The sequence below is a fragment of the Pseudomonas sp. AOB-7 genome (assembly GCF_003696305.1).
In the GTDB taxonomy this organism is placed as follows: Bacteria; Pseudomonadota; Gammaproteobacteria; order Pseudomonadales; family Pseudomonadaceae; genus Aquipseudomonas.
The window spans coordinates 82903-100733 of sequence record NZ_RFFK01000004.1 but is presented as its reverse complement, the minus strand read 5'-3'; the positions used below and the strand labels follow the sequence as shown (position 1 = coordinate 100733).

At 66.6% G+C, this 17831-nt stretch carries 18 protein-coding genes; all 18 read left to right on the top strand.

Features of this window, described 5'->3' with window-relative positions; all coding sequences use genetic code 11:
• Positions 1–72 precede the first annotated feature (72 nt).
• The 18 genes from EA796_RS23565 to EA796_RS09245 all read left to right on the top strand — a co-directional run bounded on the left by EA796_RS23565 (position 73) and on the right by EA796_RS09245 (position 17821).
• Entirely contained in the window at positions 73–1311 is a 1239-nt protein-coding gene (locus tag EA796_RS23565) for a flagellar hook-length control protein FliK (protein ID WP_122108417.1), read from the top strand.
• A 207-nt stretch (positions 1312–1518) separates the two neighbouring features.
• Positions 1519–2037: a flagellar basal body-associated protein FliL gene (gene fliL / locus EA796_RS09325; protein WP_122108416.1), complete on the top strand. Its 519-nt coding sequence runs from the start codon at positions 1519–1521 to the stop codon at positions 2035–2037.
• A 12-nt stretch (positions 2038–2049) separates the two neighbouring features.
• Positions 2050–3021 (top strand): flagellar motor switch protein FliM, encoded by a 972-nt coding sequence (gene fliM / locus EA796_RS09320; protein ID WP_021441777.1) that lies wholly within the window; start codon positions 2050–2052, stop codon positions 3019–3021.
• Positions 3022–3060: 39 nt separating this feature from the next.
• A complete protein-coding gene (gene fliN / locus EA796_RS09315; RefSeq protein ID WP_021441778.1) occupies positions 3061–3528 on the top strand; it encodes a flagellar motor switch protein FliN in 468 nt (155 codons plus the stop codon).
• A 2-nt stretch (positions 3529–3530) separates the two neighbouring features.
• Positions 3531–3962, top strand: coding sequence for a flagellar biosynthetic protein FliO (fliO, locus tag EA796_RS09310; RefSeq protein ID WP_021441779.1), 432 nt, complete (start codon positions 3531–3533; stop codon positions 3960–3962).
• A complete protein-coding gene (gene fliP, locus EA796_RS09305) occupies positions 3962–4747 on the top strand; it encodes a flagellar type III secretion system pore protein FliP (RefSeq protein WP_021441780.1) in 786 nt (261 codons plus the stop codon). The genes fliO and fliP overlap by 1 nt, the downstream gene beginning before the upstream one ends.
• Before the next feature lie 10 nt (positions 4748–4757).
• Entirely contained in the window at positions 4758–5027 is a 270-nt protein-coding gene (gene fliQ, locus EA796_RS09300; RefSeq protein ID WP_021441781.1) for a flagellar biosynthesis protein FliQ, read from the top strand.
• A gap of 151 nt (positions 5028–5178) precedes the next feature.
• Positions 5179–5955, top strand: coding sequence for a flagellar biosynthetic protein FliR (fliR, locus tag EA796_RS09295; RefSeq protein WP_122108415.1), 777 nt, complete (start codon positions 5179–5181; stop codon positions 5953–5955).
• 9 nt (positions 5956–5964) lie between these two features.
• Positions 5965–7101, top strand: a complete 1137-nt coding sequence (gene flhB, locus EA796_RS09290; protein ID WP_122108414.1) for a flagellar biosynthesis protein FlhB — start codon at positions 5965–5967, stop codon at positions 7099–7101.
• 205 nt (positions 7102–7306) lie between these two features.
• Complete coding sequence (gene flhA / locus EA796_RS09285) at positions 7307–9436, top strand: flagellar biosynthesis protein FlhA (protein ID WP_122108413.1); 2130 nt, start codon at positions 7307–7309, stop codon at positions 9434–9436.
• 11 nt (positions 9437–9447) lie between these two features.
• Positions 9448–10758, top strand: coding sequence for a flagellar biosynthesis protein FlhF (flhF, locus tag EA796_RS09280; RefSeq protein ID WP_122108412.1), 1311 nt, complete (start codon positions 9448–9450; stop codon positions 10756–10758).
• A gap of 96 nt (positions 10759–10854) precedes the next feature.
• Positions 10855–11685 (top strand): flagellar synthesis regulator FleN, encoded by an 831-nt coding sequence (fleN, locus tag EA796_RS09275; protein ID WP_031302501.1) that lies wholly within the window; start codon positions 10855–10857, stop codon positions 11683–11685.
• Complete coding sequence (gene fliA / locus EA796_RS09270; RefSeq protein WP_031302503.1) at positions 11682–12428, top strand: RNA polymerase sigma factor FliA; 747 nt, start codon at positions 11682–11684, stop codon at positions 12426–12428. Before fleN ends, fliA begins: the two co-directional genes overlap by 4 nt.
• Before the next feature lie 77 nt (positions 12429–12505).
• Positions 12506–12880 (top strand): chemotaxis response regulator CheY, encoded by a 375-nt coding sequence (locus EA796_RS09265; protein WP_169968482.1) that lies wholly within the window; start codon positions 12506–12508, stop codon positions 12878–12880.
• A gap of 19 nt (positions 12881–12899) precedes the next feature.
• Complete coding sequence (locus tag EA796_RS09260) at positions 12900–13688, top strand: protein phosphatase CheZ (protein ID WP_021441788.1); 789 nt, start codon at positions 12900–12902, stop codon at positions 13686–13688.
• A gap of 13 nt (positions 13689–13701) precedes the next feature.
• Positions 13702–15873, top strand: a complete 2172-nt coding sequence (locus tag EA796_RS09255) for a chemotaxis protein CheA (protein WP_122108411.1) — start codon at positions 13702–13704, stop codon at positions 15871–15873.
• 42 nt (positions 15874–15915) lie between these two features.
• Positions 15916–17055: a chemotaxis response regulator protein-glutamate methylesterase gene (locus tag EA796_RS09250; RefSeq protein WP_122108410.1), complete on the top strand. Its 1140-nt coding sequence runs from the start codon at positions 15916–15918 to the stop codon at positions 17053–17055.
• A 25-nt stretch (positions 17056–17080) separates the two neighbouring features.
• A complete protein-coding gene (locus EA796_RS09245; protein ID WP_122108409.1) occupies positions 17081–17821 on the top strand; it encodes a flagellar motor protein in 741 nt (246 codons plus the stop codon).
• The last annotated feature ends 10 nt before the right edge of the window (positions 17822–17831 follow it).

Sequence of the window (17831 nt, the reverse complement as noted above, 5' to 3'; positions counted from 1 at the left end):
CTGCAGATTTTTCCCCGACTTGGCCCAGCCTTTGCTCTGACACCGTCACGACCCATCAGACGGAGAGCGTCCATGTCCGCGATGCCCGATCTACGCCTGCAGGCCACGCCTGAGGTAAAGAGCAAAGCGAAGCCGCCGGCGAAAGCGCCGGAGCCCAGCAAGAACGAGGCCTCCAGCTTCGCCGAGGTGTACGCCAAGGAGCGCCAGGCCAAGCCCGGCGAACGTGCCGGCGGCGCGGCCACGCCTGGCGAGGAGCGCCCGGCCGGCGTCAGCGGCGAGCCGGCGGCCAGCGCCGAGGCTGCCGCCGAGCAGCCGGTCGTTGCCGCGGACGGCAATTCCTTGCCGGCCGAGGGCGAGACGCCCGCGGAACTCGATCCGCTGCTGGCCATGGCCCTGGGTGGGATCCAGGCGCAGGCCGCGCAGGCTGCGCCGACGGGCGAGGCGCTGCCGGCATCCGCCCTGGCGGTTGCCGGCATGGCCGACGCCAACGCCGATGGCGAGGGCGAGGGCGGCGAGCCGGCGCTGGAGACGGAGGCGCTCGATCCGCTGGCCCTGCTGCAGCAGGCGCCGGAGGAGGAGGGCCAGGTCGAGCTGGGCAAGGAGGCGGCGGGCAAGGGCACGCGACTCGCCACCGGCAGCGATTTCGCCGCGGCCATGGCGGCGATGGGCAAGGGCGAGGAGAAGGCCAAGCCCGGCGAGGAGCCGGGGTTGGAGCTGCCGCTGGACGATCTCGCCAAGGATGCCCTGGACAGCCTCAAGGACAGCGTGCAGCCCAACCGCCCGGATCAGTTCGTCAGCAAGCTCAACGCCCTGACCCAGGCGCTCAACCAGCAGGCCGGGGCGGCGCCGCGTCTGCCGCTGGTGCCCGGGCAGCCGGTGGCGATGCAGCAGGGCGGCTGGAGCGAGGCGGTGGTGGATCGGGTCATGTGGCTGTCCAGCCAGAACCTCAAGTCGGCCGAGATCCAGCTCGATCCGGCCGAACTGGGCCGTCTGGAGGTGCGGGTGAACCTGTCCCAGGACCAGGCGCAGGTGACTTTCGCCAGCCCTAACGCCGGGGTGCGCGAAGCCCTGGAAGGGCAGATGCAGCGCCTGCGTGAACTGTTCGCCCAGCAGGGCATGAACCTGGCCGATGCCAACGTCTCCGATCAGTCGCTCAGCCGCGGCTGGCAGGGTCAGGGCGAGGGCGGGCGTGGCGGCGCCAGCGGCGGCGATGGCCGGCTGGCCTCGGACGAGTCGTTGCCGAGCGCTGCGCAGGAGCTGCGCAGCGAGCGTTCGAGCGCAGGCCTGGGCCTGGTGGATTACTACGCCTGAGCCCGGTCGCCGGGCCTGTTTCGCCAGCCTCGCATTCGCCCGGGCGGCCTGCCGGCCTCCCGGGCGAACGCATTTTGGATGACAGCCGGCGCGCACCGCTGTTAAATCCGCAGCCCAGAGTTAGACAAGCGAGCCGCTAGGCTGGCATAACACTTGCTCTCAACCCCCTGAAAGCGGAAAGAACTCCGACAGTGACGGATTATTGGCATGGCTAAGAAAGACACGGCGACCGGCGACGACCAGGGGGCCGGCAAGGGCAAGCTGAAGCTCATCGTATTGATAGTGCTGGCCCTGTTGCTGGCCGTTGGCCTGTCCATCGGTGGCACCTGGTTCGTCCTCAGCAAGGGCGACAAGGCCGCGGATGCCGAACCCGCGGCGGCGTCCGCCAGCGCGGCGCCGGTGCGCCAGGCGGCGCTGTACCAGGAGCTGATGCCGGCCTTCGTGGTCAATTTCAACTACCAGGGACGTACCCGCTACCTGCAGGTCAGCATGGCCCTGATGAGCCGCGACGCCGCCGGCCTGGACAAGCTCAAGGTGCACATGCCGGTGCTGCGCAACCGCCTGGTGATGCTGCTCGCCGGCCAGGATTTCGCCGCCCTGCAGAGCGCACTGGGCAAGGAGATGCTGTTGCAGCAGGCGCTGGCCAGCGTGCAGGAACTGGCCCAGCAGGAAACCGGCGGCACCGTGGTCGAGCAGGTGCTGTTCACCAACTTCGTATTGCAGTAGCCGGGAGCGAACATGGCCGTGCAAGACTTGCTGTCCCAGGACGAGATCGACGCGCTGCTGCATGGCGTCGACGACGGCCTGGTCGATACCGAGGACGCCGCCGAACCGGGCAGCGTCAAGCAATACGACCTGACCAGCCAGGATCGCATCGTCCGCGGGCGCATGCCGACCCTGGAGATGATCAACGAACGCTTCGCCCGCTACACCCGCATCAGCATGTTCAACCTGCTGCGCCGCTCGGCGGACGTGGCGGTCGGTGGCGTGCAGGTGATGAAGTTCGGCGAGTACGTGCATTCGCTTTACGTGCCGACCAGCCTCAACCTGGTGAAGATGAAGCCATTGCGCGGCACCGGCCTGTTCATCCTCGACGCCAAGCTGGTGTTCAAGCTGGTGGACAACTTCTTCGGCGGCGACGGCCGTCACGCCAAGATCGAGGGCCGCGAGTTCACCCCCACCGAGCTGCGTGTGGTGCGCATGGTGCTCGACCAGGCCTTCGTCGACCTGCGCGAGGCCTGGCACGCGGTGATGGACATCAACTTCGAGTACGTCAACTCGGAGGTCAACCCGGCGCTGGCCAATATCGTCAGCCCGAGTGAAGTCATCGTGGTGTCCACCTTCCATATCGAGCTGGACGGCGGCGGCGGCGACCTGCACATCACCATGCCCTATTCGATGATCGAGCCGATCCGCGAGATGCTCGACGCCGGCTTTCAGTCCGACGTCGACGACCAGGACGAGCGCTGGATCAAGGCCCTGCGCGAGGACATCCTCGACGTCAGCGTGCCGCTGGCCGCCACCGTGGCGCGGCGCCAGCTCAAGCTGCGCGACATCCTGCACATGCAGCCGGGCGACGTGATCCCGGTGGAGCTGCCGGACAACGTGATCATGCGCGCCAACGGCGTGCCGACTTTCAAGGTCAAGCTCGGCGCACACAAGGGCAATCTGGCCCTGCAGGTGCTCGAGCCGATCGAACGTCAGCGCTGACGGCGCTGGCAACCCCATTGAGCCAGGCGAGGAAAGACGATGGCAACTGAAGAGAACACCAGCCCCGAGGAGCAGGCGCTGGCCGACGAGTGGGCCGCGGCGCTGGCCGAGGCCGGCGATGCCGGTCAGGACGACATCGACGCCATGCTGGCGGCGCAGGGCGCCGCTCAGCCTGCGGCGCCGCGCGCGCCAATGGAGGAATTCGGCAGCGCGCCGCCCTCCAGCAATCTGCCGGTCGGTCTGGAAGGGCCCAACCTGGACGTGATCCTGGATATTCCGGTGTCGATCTCCATGGAAGTGGGCAATACCGACATCACCATCCGCAACCTGCTGCAGCTCAATCAGGGCTCGGTGATCGAGCTCGACCGCCTGGCCGGCGAGCCGCTCGACGTGCTGGTCAACGGCACCCTGATCGCCCACGGCGAGGTGGTGGTGGTCAACGAGAAGTTCGGCATCCGCCTGACCGACGTGATCAGCCCCAGCGAACGCATCAAGAAGCTGCGCTGACCATGAATCGATTCCTCGTCCTGCCGTTGGCCCTGCCCATGGCTGCCCTGGCCGCCGAGCCCGCCGGCCAGGCGACGACGCCGCTGGCCGGCAGCGATATGGCCGGCCAGCTCGGCCAGTTGCTGCTCGGCCTGCTGCTGGTGATCGGCCTGATCTTCCTGCTCGCCTGGCTGCTGCGCCGGGTGCAGCAACTGGCGCCGCGCGGCGGCCAGGTGATCAAGCTGCTGGCCAGTCAGTCGCTCGGTCCGCGCGACCGCCTGGTGCTGGTGCAGGTGGGCAACGAGCAGATCCTGCTCGGCCTGTCCGCCGGGCGCATCACCCCGTTGCACGTGCTCAAGGAGCCGGTGCACCTGGCCGACGCCGAGCCGGCCACGCCGGAGTTCGCCCAGCGCCTGATGGAGCTGCTGGGCAAGGATCAGAAGGACAAATCCTGATGTTGCGTTTGTTGCTGGTGCTGCTGCTGAGCCTGGGCGCCTCGTTGGCCTACGCCGAAGATCCGCCGCTCGGCAGTTCGCTGATCCAGCAGGGCGGCAACCCGCTGTCGATCCCGGCCATCACCCTGTCCACCGACGCCGAGGGCCAGCAGGAGTATTCGGTCAGCCTGCAGATCCTGCTGATCATGACCGCGCTGAGCTTCATCCCGGCGTTCGTCATGCTGATGACCAGCTTCACCCGCATCATCATCGTGTTCTCCATCCTGCGCCAGGCGCTGGGTCTGCAGCAGACGCCGTCGAACCAGATCCTGGTCGGCCTGGCGCTGTTTCTCACCCTGTTCATCATGGCGCCGGTATTCGACCGGATTAACCGCGACGCGCTGCAGCCCTACCTCAACGAGGAGATCGTCGCCCAGGAGGCGCTGACCCGGGCCGAGGGGCCGATCCGCGACTTCATGCTGGCGCAGACCCGCGAGAGCGACCTGGAGCTGTTCGTGCGCCTGTCCAAGCGCACCGACCTCAATGGCGTCGAGGACGTGCCGCTGACCATCCTGGTGCCGGCCTTCGTCACCTCCGAGCTGAAGACCGCATTCCAGATCGGCTTCATGATCTTCATCCCGTTTTTGATCATCGACATGGTGGTGGCCAGTATCCTCATGGCCATGGGCATGATGATGCTGTCGCCTTTGATCATCTCGCTGCCGTTCAAGATCATGCTGTTCGTCCTGGTCGACGGCTGGGCGCTGATCATGGGCACCCTGGCGGCCAGTTTCGGCACCCTGTAGCGAGGCTCTGATGACTCCCGAGATCGCGGTAGACCTGTTTCGCGAAGCGCTCTGGCTGATCGTGCTGATCGTCGGCCTGGCGGTGGTGCCGAGCCTGGTGGTCGGCCTGATCGTGGCGATGTTCCAGGCCGCCACGCAGATCAACGAACAGACCCTGAGCTTCCTGCCGCGTCTGATCGTGATGCTGCTGACCCTGATCTGGGCCGGGCCCTGGCTGGTACGCCAGCTGATGGAGTACACCCAGACCCTGATTCAGAACATTCCCTACCTGATCGGTTGAGAGCTCATGAGTAAATCTACTGCGCTCGGCATCTCGCGCTTCGGCTGTGCTCACAATGCTCATGTATTCCAATACACTGCGCCTGCTGCGCGCAGGCGAAACGCGACCTGCCTTCGCTCGCGACGTTTTCTGCACGTGCTCTGAGGCGCGAATGCTGGAGCTGAGCAACGAACAGATCGGCGGCTGGGTCGGCCAGTTCCTCCTGCCGCTGTTTCGCATCGCCGCCATGTTCATGGTCATGCCGATCATCGGTACCCAGCTGGTGCCGATGCGCGTGCGCCTGTACCTGGCCCTGGCGGTCAGCGTGCTGCTGGTGCCGACCCTGCCGCCGCTGCCGCAGGTCGATGCGCTGAGCCTGCGCAGCCTGCTGCTGATCGCCGAGCAGGTGCTGATCGGCGCCATGTTCGGCTTCGTCCTGCAGCTGTTCTTCCACCTGTTCGCCGTGGCCGGGCAGATCATCGCCATGCAGATGGGCCTGGGCTTCGCCTCCATGGTCGACCCGACCAACGGCGTCTCGGTGCCGGTGCTCGGCCAGTTCATGCTGATGCTGGTGACCCTGCTGTTTCTGGCGATCAACGGCCACCTGGTGGTGCTGGAGATCCTGGCGGAAAGCTTCGTCACCCTGCCGTCGGGGCAGGGCTTGATGGTCAATCACTACTGGGAGCTGGCCGGCAAGCTCGGCTGGGTGATCGGCGCCGGCCTGCTGCTGACCCTGCCGGTGGTCACCGCGCTGTTGATCATCAACCTGGCCTTCGGCGTGATGACCCGCGCCGCGCCGCAGCTGAACATCTTTTCCATCGGCTTTCCGCTGACCCTGGCCCTGGGCCTGGTGATCTTCTGGGTCGGCCTGTCCGATTTCGGCAGCCTGTTCCAGGCGCTGGCCAGCGAGGCCCTGCAGCAGCTGGGCGAATTCGCCCAGGTGCGTTGAGGAGAGGCCATGGCCGAGAGCGAAAGCGGCGCCGACAAAAGCGAGGAACCCACCAGTAAGCGGCTCGAAGAGTCGCGCAAGAAGGGCCAGATCGCCCGCTCCAAGGAGCTCAACACCCTGGCGGTGACCCTCACCGGCACCGTGGCGCTGATCGTCTTCGGCGCCTACATGGGCAACGTGATGCTCGACCTGATGCGCGGCAACTTCAGCCTGCCGCGCGAGGTGCTGATGAGCGAAGGCAGCATGGCGCAGTACCTGCTGGCCTCCGGCAAGCATGCGCTGCTGGCCTTGCAGCCGTTCTTCATCGCCCTGCTGATCGCCTCGGTGATCGGCCCCATCGCCCTCGGCGGCTGGCTGTTCTCCGCCGAGGCGTTGCAGCCCAAGGCCAGCCGGATGAACCCGCTGGCCGGGCTCAAGCGGATGTTCTCGGTGCAGGCGCTGGTGGAGCTGGTCAAGGCGCTGGCCAAGTTCCTGGTGATCCTGGCGGTGGCGCTGGTGGTGCTGGCGGTGGATCAGGACGACCTGCTGGCCATCGCCAACGAGCCGCTCGAGCCGGCCATCCTGCACAGCCTCAAGGTCGTCGGCTGGAGCGCGCTGTGGCTGTCCTGCGGGCTGATCCTGATCGCCGCGGTGGATGTGCCGTTCCAGCTGTGGAGTCACAAGCAGAAGCTGAAGATGACCAAGCAGGAGGTACGCGACGAGTACAAGGACACCGAGGGCAAGCCCGAGGTTAAGGGGCGCATCCGCCAGCTGCAGCGCGAGATGGCCGAGCGGCGCATGATGCAGGCGGTGCCGCAGGCCGACGTGGTGATCACCAACCCGACCCACTTCGCCGTGGCGCTGAAATACGACCCGGACAAGGGCGGCGCGCCGGTGCTGCTGGCCAAGGGCGGCGACTTCCTGGCGCTGAAGATCCGCGAGATCGCCCAGGAGCACCGGGTCATGCTGCTGGAGTCGCCGGCGCTGGCGCGGGCGGTGTACTACTCCACCGAGCTGGAGCAGGAAATTCCTGCCGGCCTGTACCTGGCGGTGGCTCAGGTGCTGGCCTACGTCTACCAGCTGCGCCAGTACCAGGCCGGCAAGGGCAAGCGCCCGGGGCCGTTGCCCGACCTGCCGATCCCGCCGGACCTGTGCCGCGACGAATAAAGCGGGTGGACCCCTGGTTGGGCTGAGCGCAGCGAAGCCCAACAGAAGCAGAATTGGTGTGCGGGAAGCGTTGGGCTTCGTCGCTGCGCTCCTCAACCCAACCTACGTGCTTGTAGCTTGCCGCTACCTTTCTGGAACGCTTCTTGCCATTACCCCAGCAGGGCGCAGTTTCGCGTCAAAAGATTGAATCGGCTGGGGTAGGGACGTGGCAGTAGATCGCGCACAAATCATTGGAGAGGTACGCAGCAACCTGGCGGGTCTGCGCCACGGCAACCTGGGTATCCCGCTGCTGCTGCTGGTCATGCTCGGCATGGTCATGCTGCCGATCCCGCCCTTTCTGCTCGACGTGCTGTTCACCTTCAGCATCGCCCTGTCCATCGTCGTCTTGCTGGTCAGCATTTACGCCCTGCGACCGCTGGATTTCGCCGTCTTCCCCACCATCCTGCTGGCGGCCACCCTGCTGCGTCTGGCGCTGAACGTCGCCTCGACCCGCGTGGTGCTGCTCAACGGCCACGAGGGCCACGGCGCTGCGGGGCAGGTGATCCAGGCCTTCGGCGAGGTGGTGATCGGCGGCAACTACGTGGTCGGTATTGTGGTGTTCGCCATCCTCATGATCATCAACTTCGTGGTGGTCACCAAGGGCGCCGGGCGCATCTCCGAGGTCAGCGCGCGTTTCACCCTGGACGCCATGCCCGGCAAGCAGATGGCCATCGACGCCGACCTCAACGCCGGCCTGATCGATCAGGCCGAGGCCAAGAAGCGCCGCAGCGAGGTGGCCCAGGAGGCCGATTTCTACGGCTCGATGGACGGTGCCAGCAAGTTCGTCCGCGGCGACGCCATCGCCGGCCTGCTGATTCTGTTCATCAACCTGATCGGCGGTATCGCCATCGGCGTGCTGCAGCACGGCCTGCCGTTCGCCGAGGCGGGCAAGGTCTACACCCTGCTGACCATCGGCGACGGCCTGGTGGCGCAGATTCCCTCCCTGCTGCTGTCCACCGCCGCCGCGGTGATGGTGACCCGGGTGTCCACCTCCGAGGACATGGGCGCCCAGGTCAATCGGCAGATGTTCGCTTCGCCGCGCGCGCTGGCGGTGGCGGCGGCGATCATGATCACCATGGGCCTGGTGCCCGGCATGCCGCATTTCTCCTTTATCAGCCTGGGCCTGGTGGCCGCCGGCGCCGCCTACTGGATCGCCAACAAGCAGCGCAAGACCAAGGAAGAGGAGGTCAGGGAAGTGCAGCGCCAGCAGGAGCTGCTGCCGGCGCAGAAGGCGCAGGAGGTCAAGGAACTGGGCTGGGACGACGTCACTCCGGTGGACATGGTCGGCCTGGAGGTGGGTTACCGGCTGATTCCGCTGGTCGATCGCAACCAGGGGGGGCAGCTGCTGGCGCGGATCAAGGGGGTGCGCAAGAAGCTGTCGCAGGAGATGGGCTTTCTCATGCCCTCGGTGCATATCCGCGACAACCTCGACCTGGCGCCCAACGCCTACCGCTTGACCCTGATGGGCGTCAGCGTGGCCGAGGCCGAGGTCTACCCGGACCGCGAGCTGGCGATCAACCCCGGCCAGGTGTTCGGCCCGCTCAACGGCATCGCCGCCAAGGATCCGGCGTTCGGCCTGGAGGCGGTGTGGATCGACCCCAGCCAGCGCGACCAGGCGCAGTCGCTGGGCTATACCGTGGTCGACGCCAGCACCGTGGTCGCCACCCACCTCAACCAGATCCTGCACAAGCACGCCCACGAGCTGCTGGGACACGAGGAAGTGCAGCAGCTCATGCAGCTGCTGGCCAAGAGCTCGCCGAAGCTGGCCGAGGAACTGGTGCCGGGGCTGGTGTCGCTGTCGACCCTGCTCAAGGTGCTGCAGGCGCTGCTGCAGGAGCAGGTACCAGTGCGCGACATCCGCACCATCGCCGAGGCGATCGCCAACGTCGCGCCGAAGAGTCAAGATCCCGCCGCGATGGTCGCCGCCGTTCGTGTGTCGCTGGCCCGCGCCATCGTGCAAAGCATCGTGGGACTAGAGCCGGAGCTGCCTGTGATCACCCTCGAGCCCAGGTTGGAACAGATATTGCTCAATAGCCTGCAGAAGGCCGGTCAGGGCAGCGAGGATGGCATCCTCCTCGAACCGGGCATGGCCGAGAAGCTGCAGCGTTCCCTGGTGGAAGCGGCGCAGCGCCAGGAAATGCTCGGCAAGCCGGTGATCCTGCTGGTGGCCGGGCCGATTCGGGCGATGTTGTCGCGCTTCGCGCGGTTGGCGGTCTCCAGCATGCACGTGCTGGCCTACCAGGAAATTCCGGACAACAAGCAGGTCACCATAGTCGCCACTGTGGGCCAGAACTGAGGTAAAGGGTCATGCAGGTCAAACGCTTCTTCGCCGCCGATATGCGGGCCGCCATGAAACTGGTGCGAGACGAGCTGGGCGCCGATGCCGCGATCATCGGCAATCGCCGGGTGGCCGGCGGCGTTGAGCTGACCGCCGCGCTGGACTACCAGGTGACGCCGGCGCCGGTACGGCCGAACCCGGCCCTGGAAGCCGAGCTGCGCAAGACCCAGGCGCGCATCGCCAGCGCCCAGGCCGAACTGGCCACCCGTGCCGAGCAGGACGCCGGCAAGGATCGCCAGCTGTTCGCCAACGAGTCGCTGGTGGCGCCGGAATTGCCGGCCACCCCGGTCAAGCCGCAGCGCCCGGCCGAGCCGGCGCCGGCGCAGCCTGCGGTCGATCCGCGCGCGCTGGACGCCATGCGCTTCGAACTGCACGGCCTGCGCGAACTGATCGAAATGCAGCTCGGCTCCATCGCCTGGGGCCAGCTGCAGACCCGCCGCCCGCAACAGGCCAACCTCTGGCGCCGGCTGCAGCGCATGGGCCTGTCCGCCGAGCTGTCGCAGGCGCTGCTGAACAAGGTCGCTGACGTCGCCGAGCCGCGCCAGGCCTGGCGCATGCTGCTGGCCTACCTGGCCCACGCGATCAAGACGCCGAAAATCGAGCCGCTGGAAGAGGGTGGGGTGATCGCCCTGGTCGGCCCCGCCGGCATGGGCAAGACCACCACCCTGGCCAAGCTGGCGGCCCGTTACGTGCTTAAGCACGGCGCGCAGCAGGTCGCCCTGGTCAGCATGGACAGCTATCGCATCGGCGCGCAGGAGCAGCTCAAGACCCTGGGCCGCATCCTCGGCGTGTCGGTGACCCAGGTCGACCCCGGCCAGTCGCTGCTGCAGGCCCTGGCGCCACTGGCGAAGAAACGCGTGGTACTGATCGACACCGCCGGTCTGCCGGGCAACGACCCGGCGCTGCGCCTGCAGCTGGAGAGCCTGGCGGCGCGCGGCCTGCAGGCGAAGAATTACCTGGTCCTGGCGGCCACCAGCCAGAGCCAAGTGCTCAAGGCCGCCTACCATAGTTACAAGCGCTGCGGCCTGGCAGGCTGCATACTGACCAAGCTGGACGAAGCCGCCAGCCTGGGCGAGGCTTTAGGTCTGGCTATAAGCCAGCATCTGCCGGTAGCCTATGTCGCCGACGGCCCGCGGATTCCGGACGATCTGCAGGTGCCGCGCAGCCACCAGCTGGTCAGCCGCGCGGTGGGCCTGCAGGCCGCCGAGGAGCCGAGCGAGGACGCCATGGCGCAGCTGTTCGCCGGGCTCTACCAGAGCCCGGCGCGACGCGCCGGCTGAGGCAGCGAGAAGAGAATGTTGCACCCTCGGGCGACGCCGTCGCCGGAGTGAACGGCCGGATGGCCAAGTCGAAGTTAGACAAGGTGTGTAGAAAACATGGGTATGCATCCCGTACAGGTGATCGCGGTGACCGGCGGCAAGGGTGGCGTCGGCAAGACCAATGTGTCGGTGAATCTGTCCATGGCCCTGGCCGATCTCGGTCGACGGGTGATGCTGATGGACGCCGACCTCGGCCTGGCCAACGTCGACGTTCTGCTGGGGCTGGCGCCCAAGCGCACCCTGGCCGATGTGATCAGCGGCGAGTGCGACCTGCGCGACGTGCTGCTGCAGGGGCCGGGCGGGATCCGCATCGTGCCGGCGGCGTCCGGCACGCAGAGTATGGTCAACCTCTCGCCGATGCAGCACGCCGGGCTGATCCAGGCGTTCAGCGAGATCAGCGAGAATCTCGACGTGCTGGTGATCGACACCGCCGCTGGCATCGGCGATGCGGTGGTCAGCTTCGTCCGCGCCGCCCAGGAGATCCTGGTGGTGGTGTGCGACGAGCCGACCTCGATCACCGATGCCTACGCGCTGATCAAGCTGCTCAACCGCGACCACGGCATCAGCCGCTTCCGCGTGCTGGCCAACATGGCCCACAGCCCGCAGGAAGGGCGCAACCTCTTTGCTAAGCTGACCAAGGTGACCGATCGCTTCCTCGACGTCGCCCTGCAGTACGTCGGCGCCGTGCCCTACGACGAGTGCGTGCGCAAGGCCGTGCAGAAGCAGCGCGCCGTCTACGAAGCCTTCCCACGATCCAAGTGCGCCCTGGCGTTCAAGGCGATAGCCCAGAAGGTCGATACCTGGCCGCTGCCGGCCAACCCCCGCGGCCATCTGGAGTTTTTCGTCGAACGTCTGGTGCAGCAACCGACGGCAGACAGCGCCGTATGACAGCAGCTTCTGGACTTCGTATGTACAACAAGGCGCAGGCGCAGGATTCGCAGCACCAGTTGATCGAGCGCTATGCGCCTCTGGTCAAACGTATCGCCTATCACCTGCTGGCCCGTCTGCCGGCCAGCGTGCAGGTCGACGACCTGATCCAGGCCGGCATGATCGGCCTGCTCGAGGCCTCGCGTAAATACGACTCCAGCAAGGGTGCCAGCTTCGAAACCTTCGCCGGCATCCGCATCCGCGGCTCCATGCTCGACGAAGTGCGCAAGGGCGACTGGGCGCCGCGTTCGGTGCACCGCAACAGCCGCATGGTCAGCGACGCGATCCGCGTCGTGGAAGCGAGAACCGGGCGCGACGCTAAAGATCAGGAGGTTGCGGCCGAACTCCAATTGAGTCTGGAAGATTACTACGGCATCCTTGGCGACACTTTGGGCAGCCGCCTGTTCAGTTTCGACGACCTGTTGCAGGACGGCGAGCACGGCGGGCTGCACGAGGACGCCGGGCACACCCACCTCGAACCTTCGCGGGACCTCGAAGACGAACGCTTCCAGGCGGCATTGGCCGAGGCCATCGCCGGTCTGCCGGAGCGCGAACGTCTGGTGCTGGCGCTGTATTACGATGAAGAACTGAACTTGAAGGAAATCGGCGAAGTGCTGGGGGTCAGCGAGTCGCGCGTCAGCCAGTTGCACAGCCAGTGCGCCGCGCGTCTGCGCGCGCGCTTGGGCGAGTGGCGCGCCAGCTGAGTCGGTTTCACGATTAAAGGACGTCATTGCGTGTGCAATACGTTTGGGACTGTACGGAGGTCGACTTGGACAAGAACATGAAAATCCTCATCGTTGACGATTTCTCGACGATGCGACGGATCATCAAGAACCTCTTGCGTGATTTGGGTTTCACCAACACCGCAGAGGCCGACGATGGCACCTCGGCGCTGCCCATGCTGCAGAGCGGCAGTTTCGACTTCCTGGTGACCGACTGGAACATGCCCGGCATGACCGGCATCGACCTGCTGCGTGCGGTGCGCGCCGACGAGCGCCTCAAGCACCTGCCGGTGCTGATGGTCACCGCCGAGGCCAAGCGCGATCAGATCATCGAAGCGGCCCAGGCCGGCGTGAACGGCTATGTGGTCAAACCCTTCACCGCCCAGGTGCTGAAGGAAAAGATCGAGAAGATCTTCGAGCGGGTCAACGGCTGATGTCGGCCGCGAGGGTGCTATGGAACACGATGACTCCATCTTGGGCGACCTCGAGTCGACCCTGAAAAGCAACGCCCGCGAGTTGGTCGACAGCCTGGAAAAAGGCAACTTCGGCGCCGCGGTACAACTGATCAACGAGCTCAACAAGGTCCGCGACCGCGGCCTGTACCACGAGGTCGGCAAGCTGACCCGCGAGCTGCACAACGCCATCGTCAACTTCCAGCTCGATCCGCGCATGCCGCATGCCCAGGAGCTGTCGCAGATCGCCGATGCCACCGAGCGCCTGAATTACGTGGTCACTATGACCGAGAAGGCGGCCAATCGCACCATGGACCTGGTCGAGCAGAGCGCACCGCTGGTCAACGACCTCAGCGACGAAGCGCAGAGCCTGAGCGCCGAATGGGGCCGCTTCATGCGCCGCGAGATGGGCGCCGAGGGCTTTCGTGAGCTGGCCAAGCGTATCGAGCTGTTCCTCGCCCGCAGCGAGCGCGACAGCAGCAAGCTGTCCGGTCATCTCAACGACATTCTGCTGGCGCAGGACTACCAGGACCTCACCGGGCAGGTGATCAAACGCGTCACCCAGCTGGTCACCGAGGTGGAAAGCAACCTGCTCAAACTGGTGCTGATGGCCAGCCAGGTCGACCGTTTCGCCGGCATTCAGCACGACCATGAGCAGCTGCGCGCCGAACAGGAAAAATTAAAAGAGCCATCTCGGGGTGAAGGTCCGCAGATTCATGCCGATAAGCGTGATGACGTCGCCTCCAGTCAGGACGATGTCGACGACCTGCTGTCCAGTCTAGGATTCTAAGGAGTTCCCCCCTATGAGCTTCGGCGCCGATGAAGAAATCCTCCAGGACTTCCTGGTAGAGGCCGGCGAGATCCTCGAACAGTTGTCCGAACAGTTGGTCGAGCTGGAAAGCCGCCCGGACGACATGAACCTGCTCAACGCCATTTTCCGCGGTTTCCATACCGTCAAGGGCGGGGCGGGATTCCTCCAGCTCAACGAGCTGGTGGAGTGCTGTCATATCGCCGAGAACGTCTTCGACATCCTGCGCAAGGGTGAGCGACGCGTCGACGCCGAGCTGATGGACGTGGTGCTCGAAGCCCTGGATGCGGTCAACGGCATGTTCGGCCAGGTGCGCGAGCGCAGCGAGCCGACCCCGGCGTCGGCCGAGCTGCTGGCGGCGCTGTCGCGGCTGGCCGAGCCGGCTGGTGCCGAGCCCGCCGCCGTGGCGCCGGCTGCCGCGCCGAAGTCCGAAGTCGCCGCCTCCGGCGACATCACTGACAGCGAGTTCGAGCAGCTGCTCGATGCCCTCGGCGAAGCGCCGGCCGGCGACAGCGTGGCGGCCAGCGACGAGATCACCGACGACGAATTCGAATCCCTGCTCGACCAGCTGCACGGCAAGGGCCAGTTCTCCGCGGCGGCCGAGAGCTCCGTCGGCGCGGCCGTGGCGGTCGCCGCCGTCGCGGCGCCGGCCGGCGACGAAATCACCGACGACGAATTCGAGGCGCTGCTCGACCAGTTGCACGGCAAGGGCCAGTTCGCCGGCGCGGCCGAAGCGCCAGCGCCGGCCGCCCCGGTGGCGGCGGCGAGCAGCGACGAGATCACCGACGACGAATTCGAATCCCTGCTCGACCAGTTGCACGGCAAGGGCAAGTTCGTCCCGCCTAGCGAAGCGCCGGCCGCGCCGGTGGCCAAGCCGGCTGCCCCGGTTGCCCCAGCCAAGCCGGCTGCGGCGAAACCGGCGGCCAAGGCCGAAGCGGCCGCACCCCGCCCGCCTGCAGCTCCGGCGCCCGCGGCGGACAAGGCGCCGGCGGCCAGCGAGGCGGAAACCACGGTGCGGGTCGATACCGCGCGCTTGGACGAGATCATGAACATGGTCGGCGAGCTGGTGCTGGTGCGTAACCGCCTGGTGCGCCTGGGCCTCAACAGCGGCGACGAGGCCATGTCCAAGGCGGTGTCCAACCTCGACGTGGTCACCGCCGACCTGCAGACCGCGGTGATGAAGACCCGCATGCAGCCGATCAAGAAGGTCTTCGGTCGCTTCCCGCGCCTGGTACGCGACCTGGCGCGCAACCTGAAGAAGGAAATCAACCTCGAGCTGGTGGGCGAGGAAACCGACCTCGACAAGAACCTGGTCGAGGCCCTGGCCGACCCGCTGGTGCACCTGGTGCGCAACGCCGTCGATCACGGCGTGGAGACCCCGGAAGAACGCGAGAAGGCTGGCAAGCCGCGCGGCGGGCGGGTGGTGCTGTCCGCCGAGCAGGAGGGCGACCACATCCTCTTGTCGATCACCGACGACGGCAAGGGCATGGACGCCGACGTGCTGCGCGCCAAGGCGGTGGAGAAGGGCCTGCTGGACAAGGATGCAGCCGACCGCCTGAACGAGTTCGAGTGCTACAACCTGATCTTCGCCCCGGGTTTCTCGACCAAGACCGAGATTTCCGACGTGTCCGGCCGCGGCGTCGGCATGGACGTGGTCAAGACCAAGATTTCCCAGCTCAACGGCACGGTCAACGTGTTCTCGCAGAAGGGGGCGGGCTCGAAGATCATCATCAAGGTGCCGCTGACCCTGGCGATCATGCCGACCTTGATGGTGATGCTGGAGAACCAGGCCTTCGCCTTCCCGCTGGTCAACGTCAACGAGATTTTCCACCTCGACCTGTCGCGCACCAACGTGGTCGACGGCCAGGAGGTGGTGATCGTCCGCGACAAGGCGCTGCCGCTGTTCTACCTCAAGCGCTGGCTGGTGCCGCAGGCCTTCCACGAGGGCCAGCGCGAGGGCCATGTGGTGATCCTCACCGTGGGCAGCCAGCGCATCGGCTTCGTCGTCGACCAGCTGGTGGGCCAGGAAGAGGTGGTGATCAAGCCGCTGGGCAAGATGCTCCAGGGCACCCCGGGCATGTCCGGCGCCACGATCACCGGCGACGGGCGCATCGCCCTGATTCTCGACGTACCGAGCATGCTCAAGCGCTACGCTCGACGTTTCTGATGGTTGCGGCGTCGGTCGGTCCGGCGCCGTTTAGGAGTGTGTATGGCAGTCAAGGTTTTGGTGGTGGACGACTCCGGCTTCTTCCGCCGGCGCGTTTCGGAAATTCTGTCTGCCGACCCCAATATCCAGGTGGTGGGCACGGCCACCAATGGCCGCGAGGCCATCGACCAGGCGCTGGCCCTCAAGCCCGACGTGATCACCATGGATTACGAGATGCCGATGATGGACGGCATCACCGCGGTGCGGAACATCATGCAGCGCTGTCCGACGCCGGTGCTGATGTTTTCCTCGCTGACCCACGAAGGCGCTCGCGTCACCCTCGACGCCCTGGACGCCGGCGCGGTGGATTTTTTGCCGAAGAATTTCGAGGACATCTCGCGCAACCCGGAGAAGGTCAAGCAGCTGCTGTGCGAGAAGGTGCACAGCATCGCGCGCAGCAACCGCCGTTTTAGTTCGGCCGCGGTCGCTCCGGCGCCGGCTACGGCCAGCCCTGTGCCCGCGCCGGGCAGCCGGCCGGCGGCAACCACGGCCCGCCCGGCCGGCCTGCAACCGCGTCCGGCGAGTCCGTCTGCGGCGCCCGGCGGTGCAGCCGGCGCCAGTTCCGCGGCGCCCAAGCGCAAGGCCTACAAGCTGGTGGCCATCGGTACCTCCACCGGCGGCCCGGTGGCCCTGCAGCGGGTGCTGACCCAGCTGCCGGCCAATTTCCCGGCGCCGCTGGTGCTCGTCCAGCACATGCCGGCAGCCTTCACCAAGGCCTTCGCCGAGCGTCTGGACAAGCTCTGCCGCATCCAGGTCAAGGAGGCCGAGGACGGCGACCTGCTGCGCCCCGGCCTGGCCCTGCTGGCCCCCGGCGGCAAGCAGATGATGGTCGACGCCCGCGGCGCGGTGAAGATCCTGCCCGGCGACGAGCGCCTGAACTACAAGCCCTGCGTCGATATCACCTTCGGCTCGGCGGCCAAGTCCTATGGCGACAAGGTGCTGGCCGTGGTGCTCACCGGCATGGGCGCCGACGGCCGCGAAGGCGCGCGCCTGCTCAAGCAGGGCGGCAGCCAGGTGTGGGCGCAGGACGAGGCCAGCTGCGTGATCTACGGCATGCCCATGGCGGTGGTCAAGGCCAACCTGGCCGACGCGGTCTACGGCCTCGACGAGATCGGCCGGCACCTGACCGAGGCCTGCCTGTAATGAACCCTCACACGGGCGCGTGCGCATGGATGTACTGAGCCTGATCGGCGTCATTCTGGCGTTCGTCGCGATTCTCGGCGGCAACTACCTGGAGGGCGGCCACGCCGGCGCGCTGCTCAACGGCCCGGCGGCGCTGATCGTAATCGGCGGCACCCTCGGCGCGGCCTTCCTGCAGGCGCCGGTCAGCGTGTTCAAGCGCGCCATGGTCATCCAGCGCTGGATCTTCTTCCCGCCGCGCATCGACCTGATCGGCGGCATCAACCGCGTGGTCGGCTGGAGCATGGTGGCGCGCAAGGAAGGCCTGCTCGGTCTCGAGGCGGTGGCCGACGCCGAACCCGACCCTTATGCGCGCAAGGGCCTGCAGCTGCTGGTCGACGGCGCCGAGCCGGAATCCATCCGCAGCATCCTCGAGGTCGATCTGTACACCCAGGAGGCGCGCGATATCCAGGCGGCCAAGGTGTTCGAGAGCATGGGCGGCTACGCGCCGACCATCGGCATCATCGGCGCGGTGATGGGCCTGATCCATGTGATGGGCAACCTGGCCGACCCGAGCATGCTCGGCAGCGGCATCGCCGTGGCCTTCGTCGCCACCATCTACGGCGTCGGCTTCGCCAACCTGCTGCTGCTGCCGGCCGGCAACAAGCTCAAGGCCATCGCCATGCGCCAGTCGCGTTACCGCGAGATGCTGCTGGAGGGCATCCTGTCCATCGCCGAGGGTGAGAACCCGCGGTCCATCGAGCTGAAGCTGCAAGGCTTCATGGACTGATGGAGGGCTG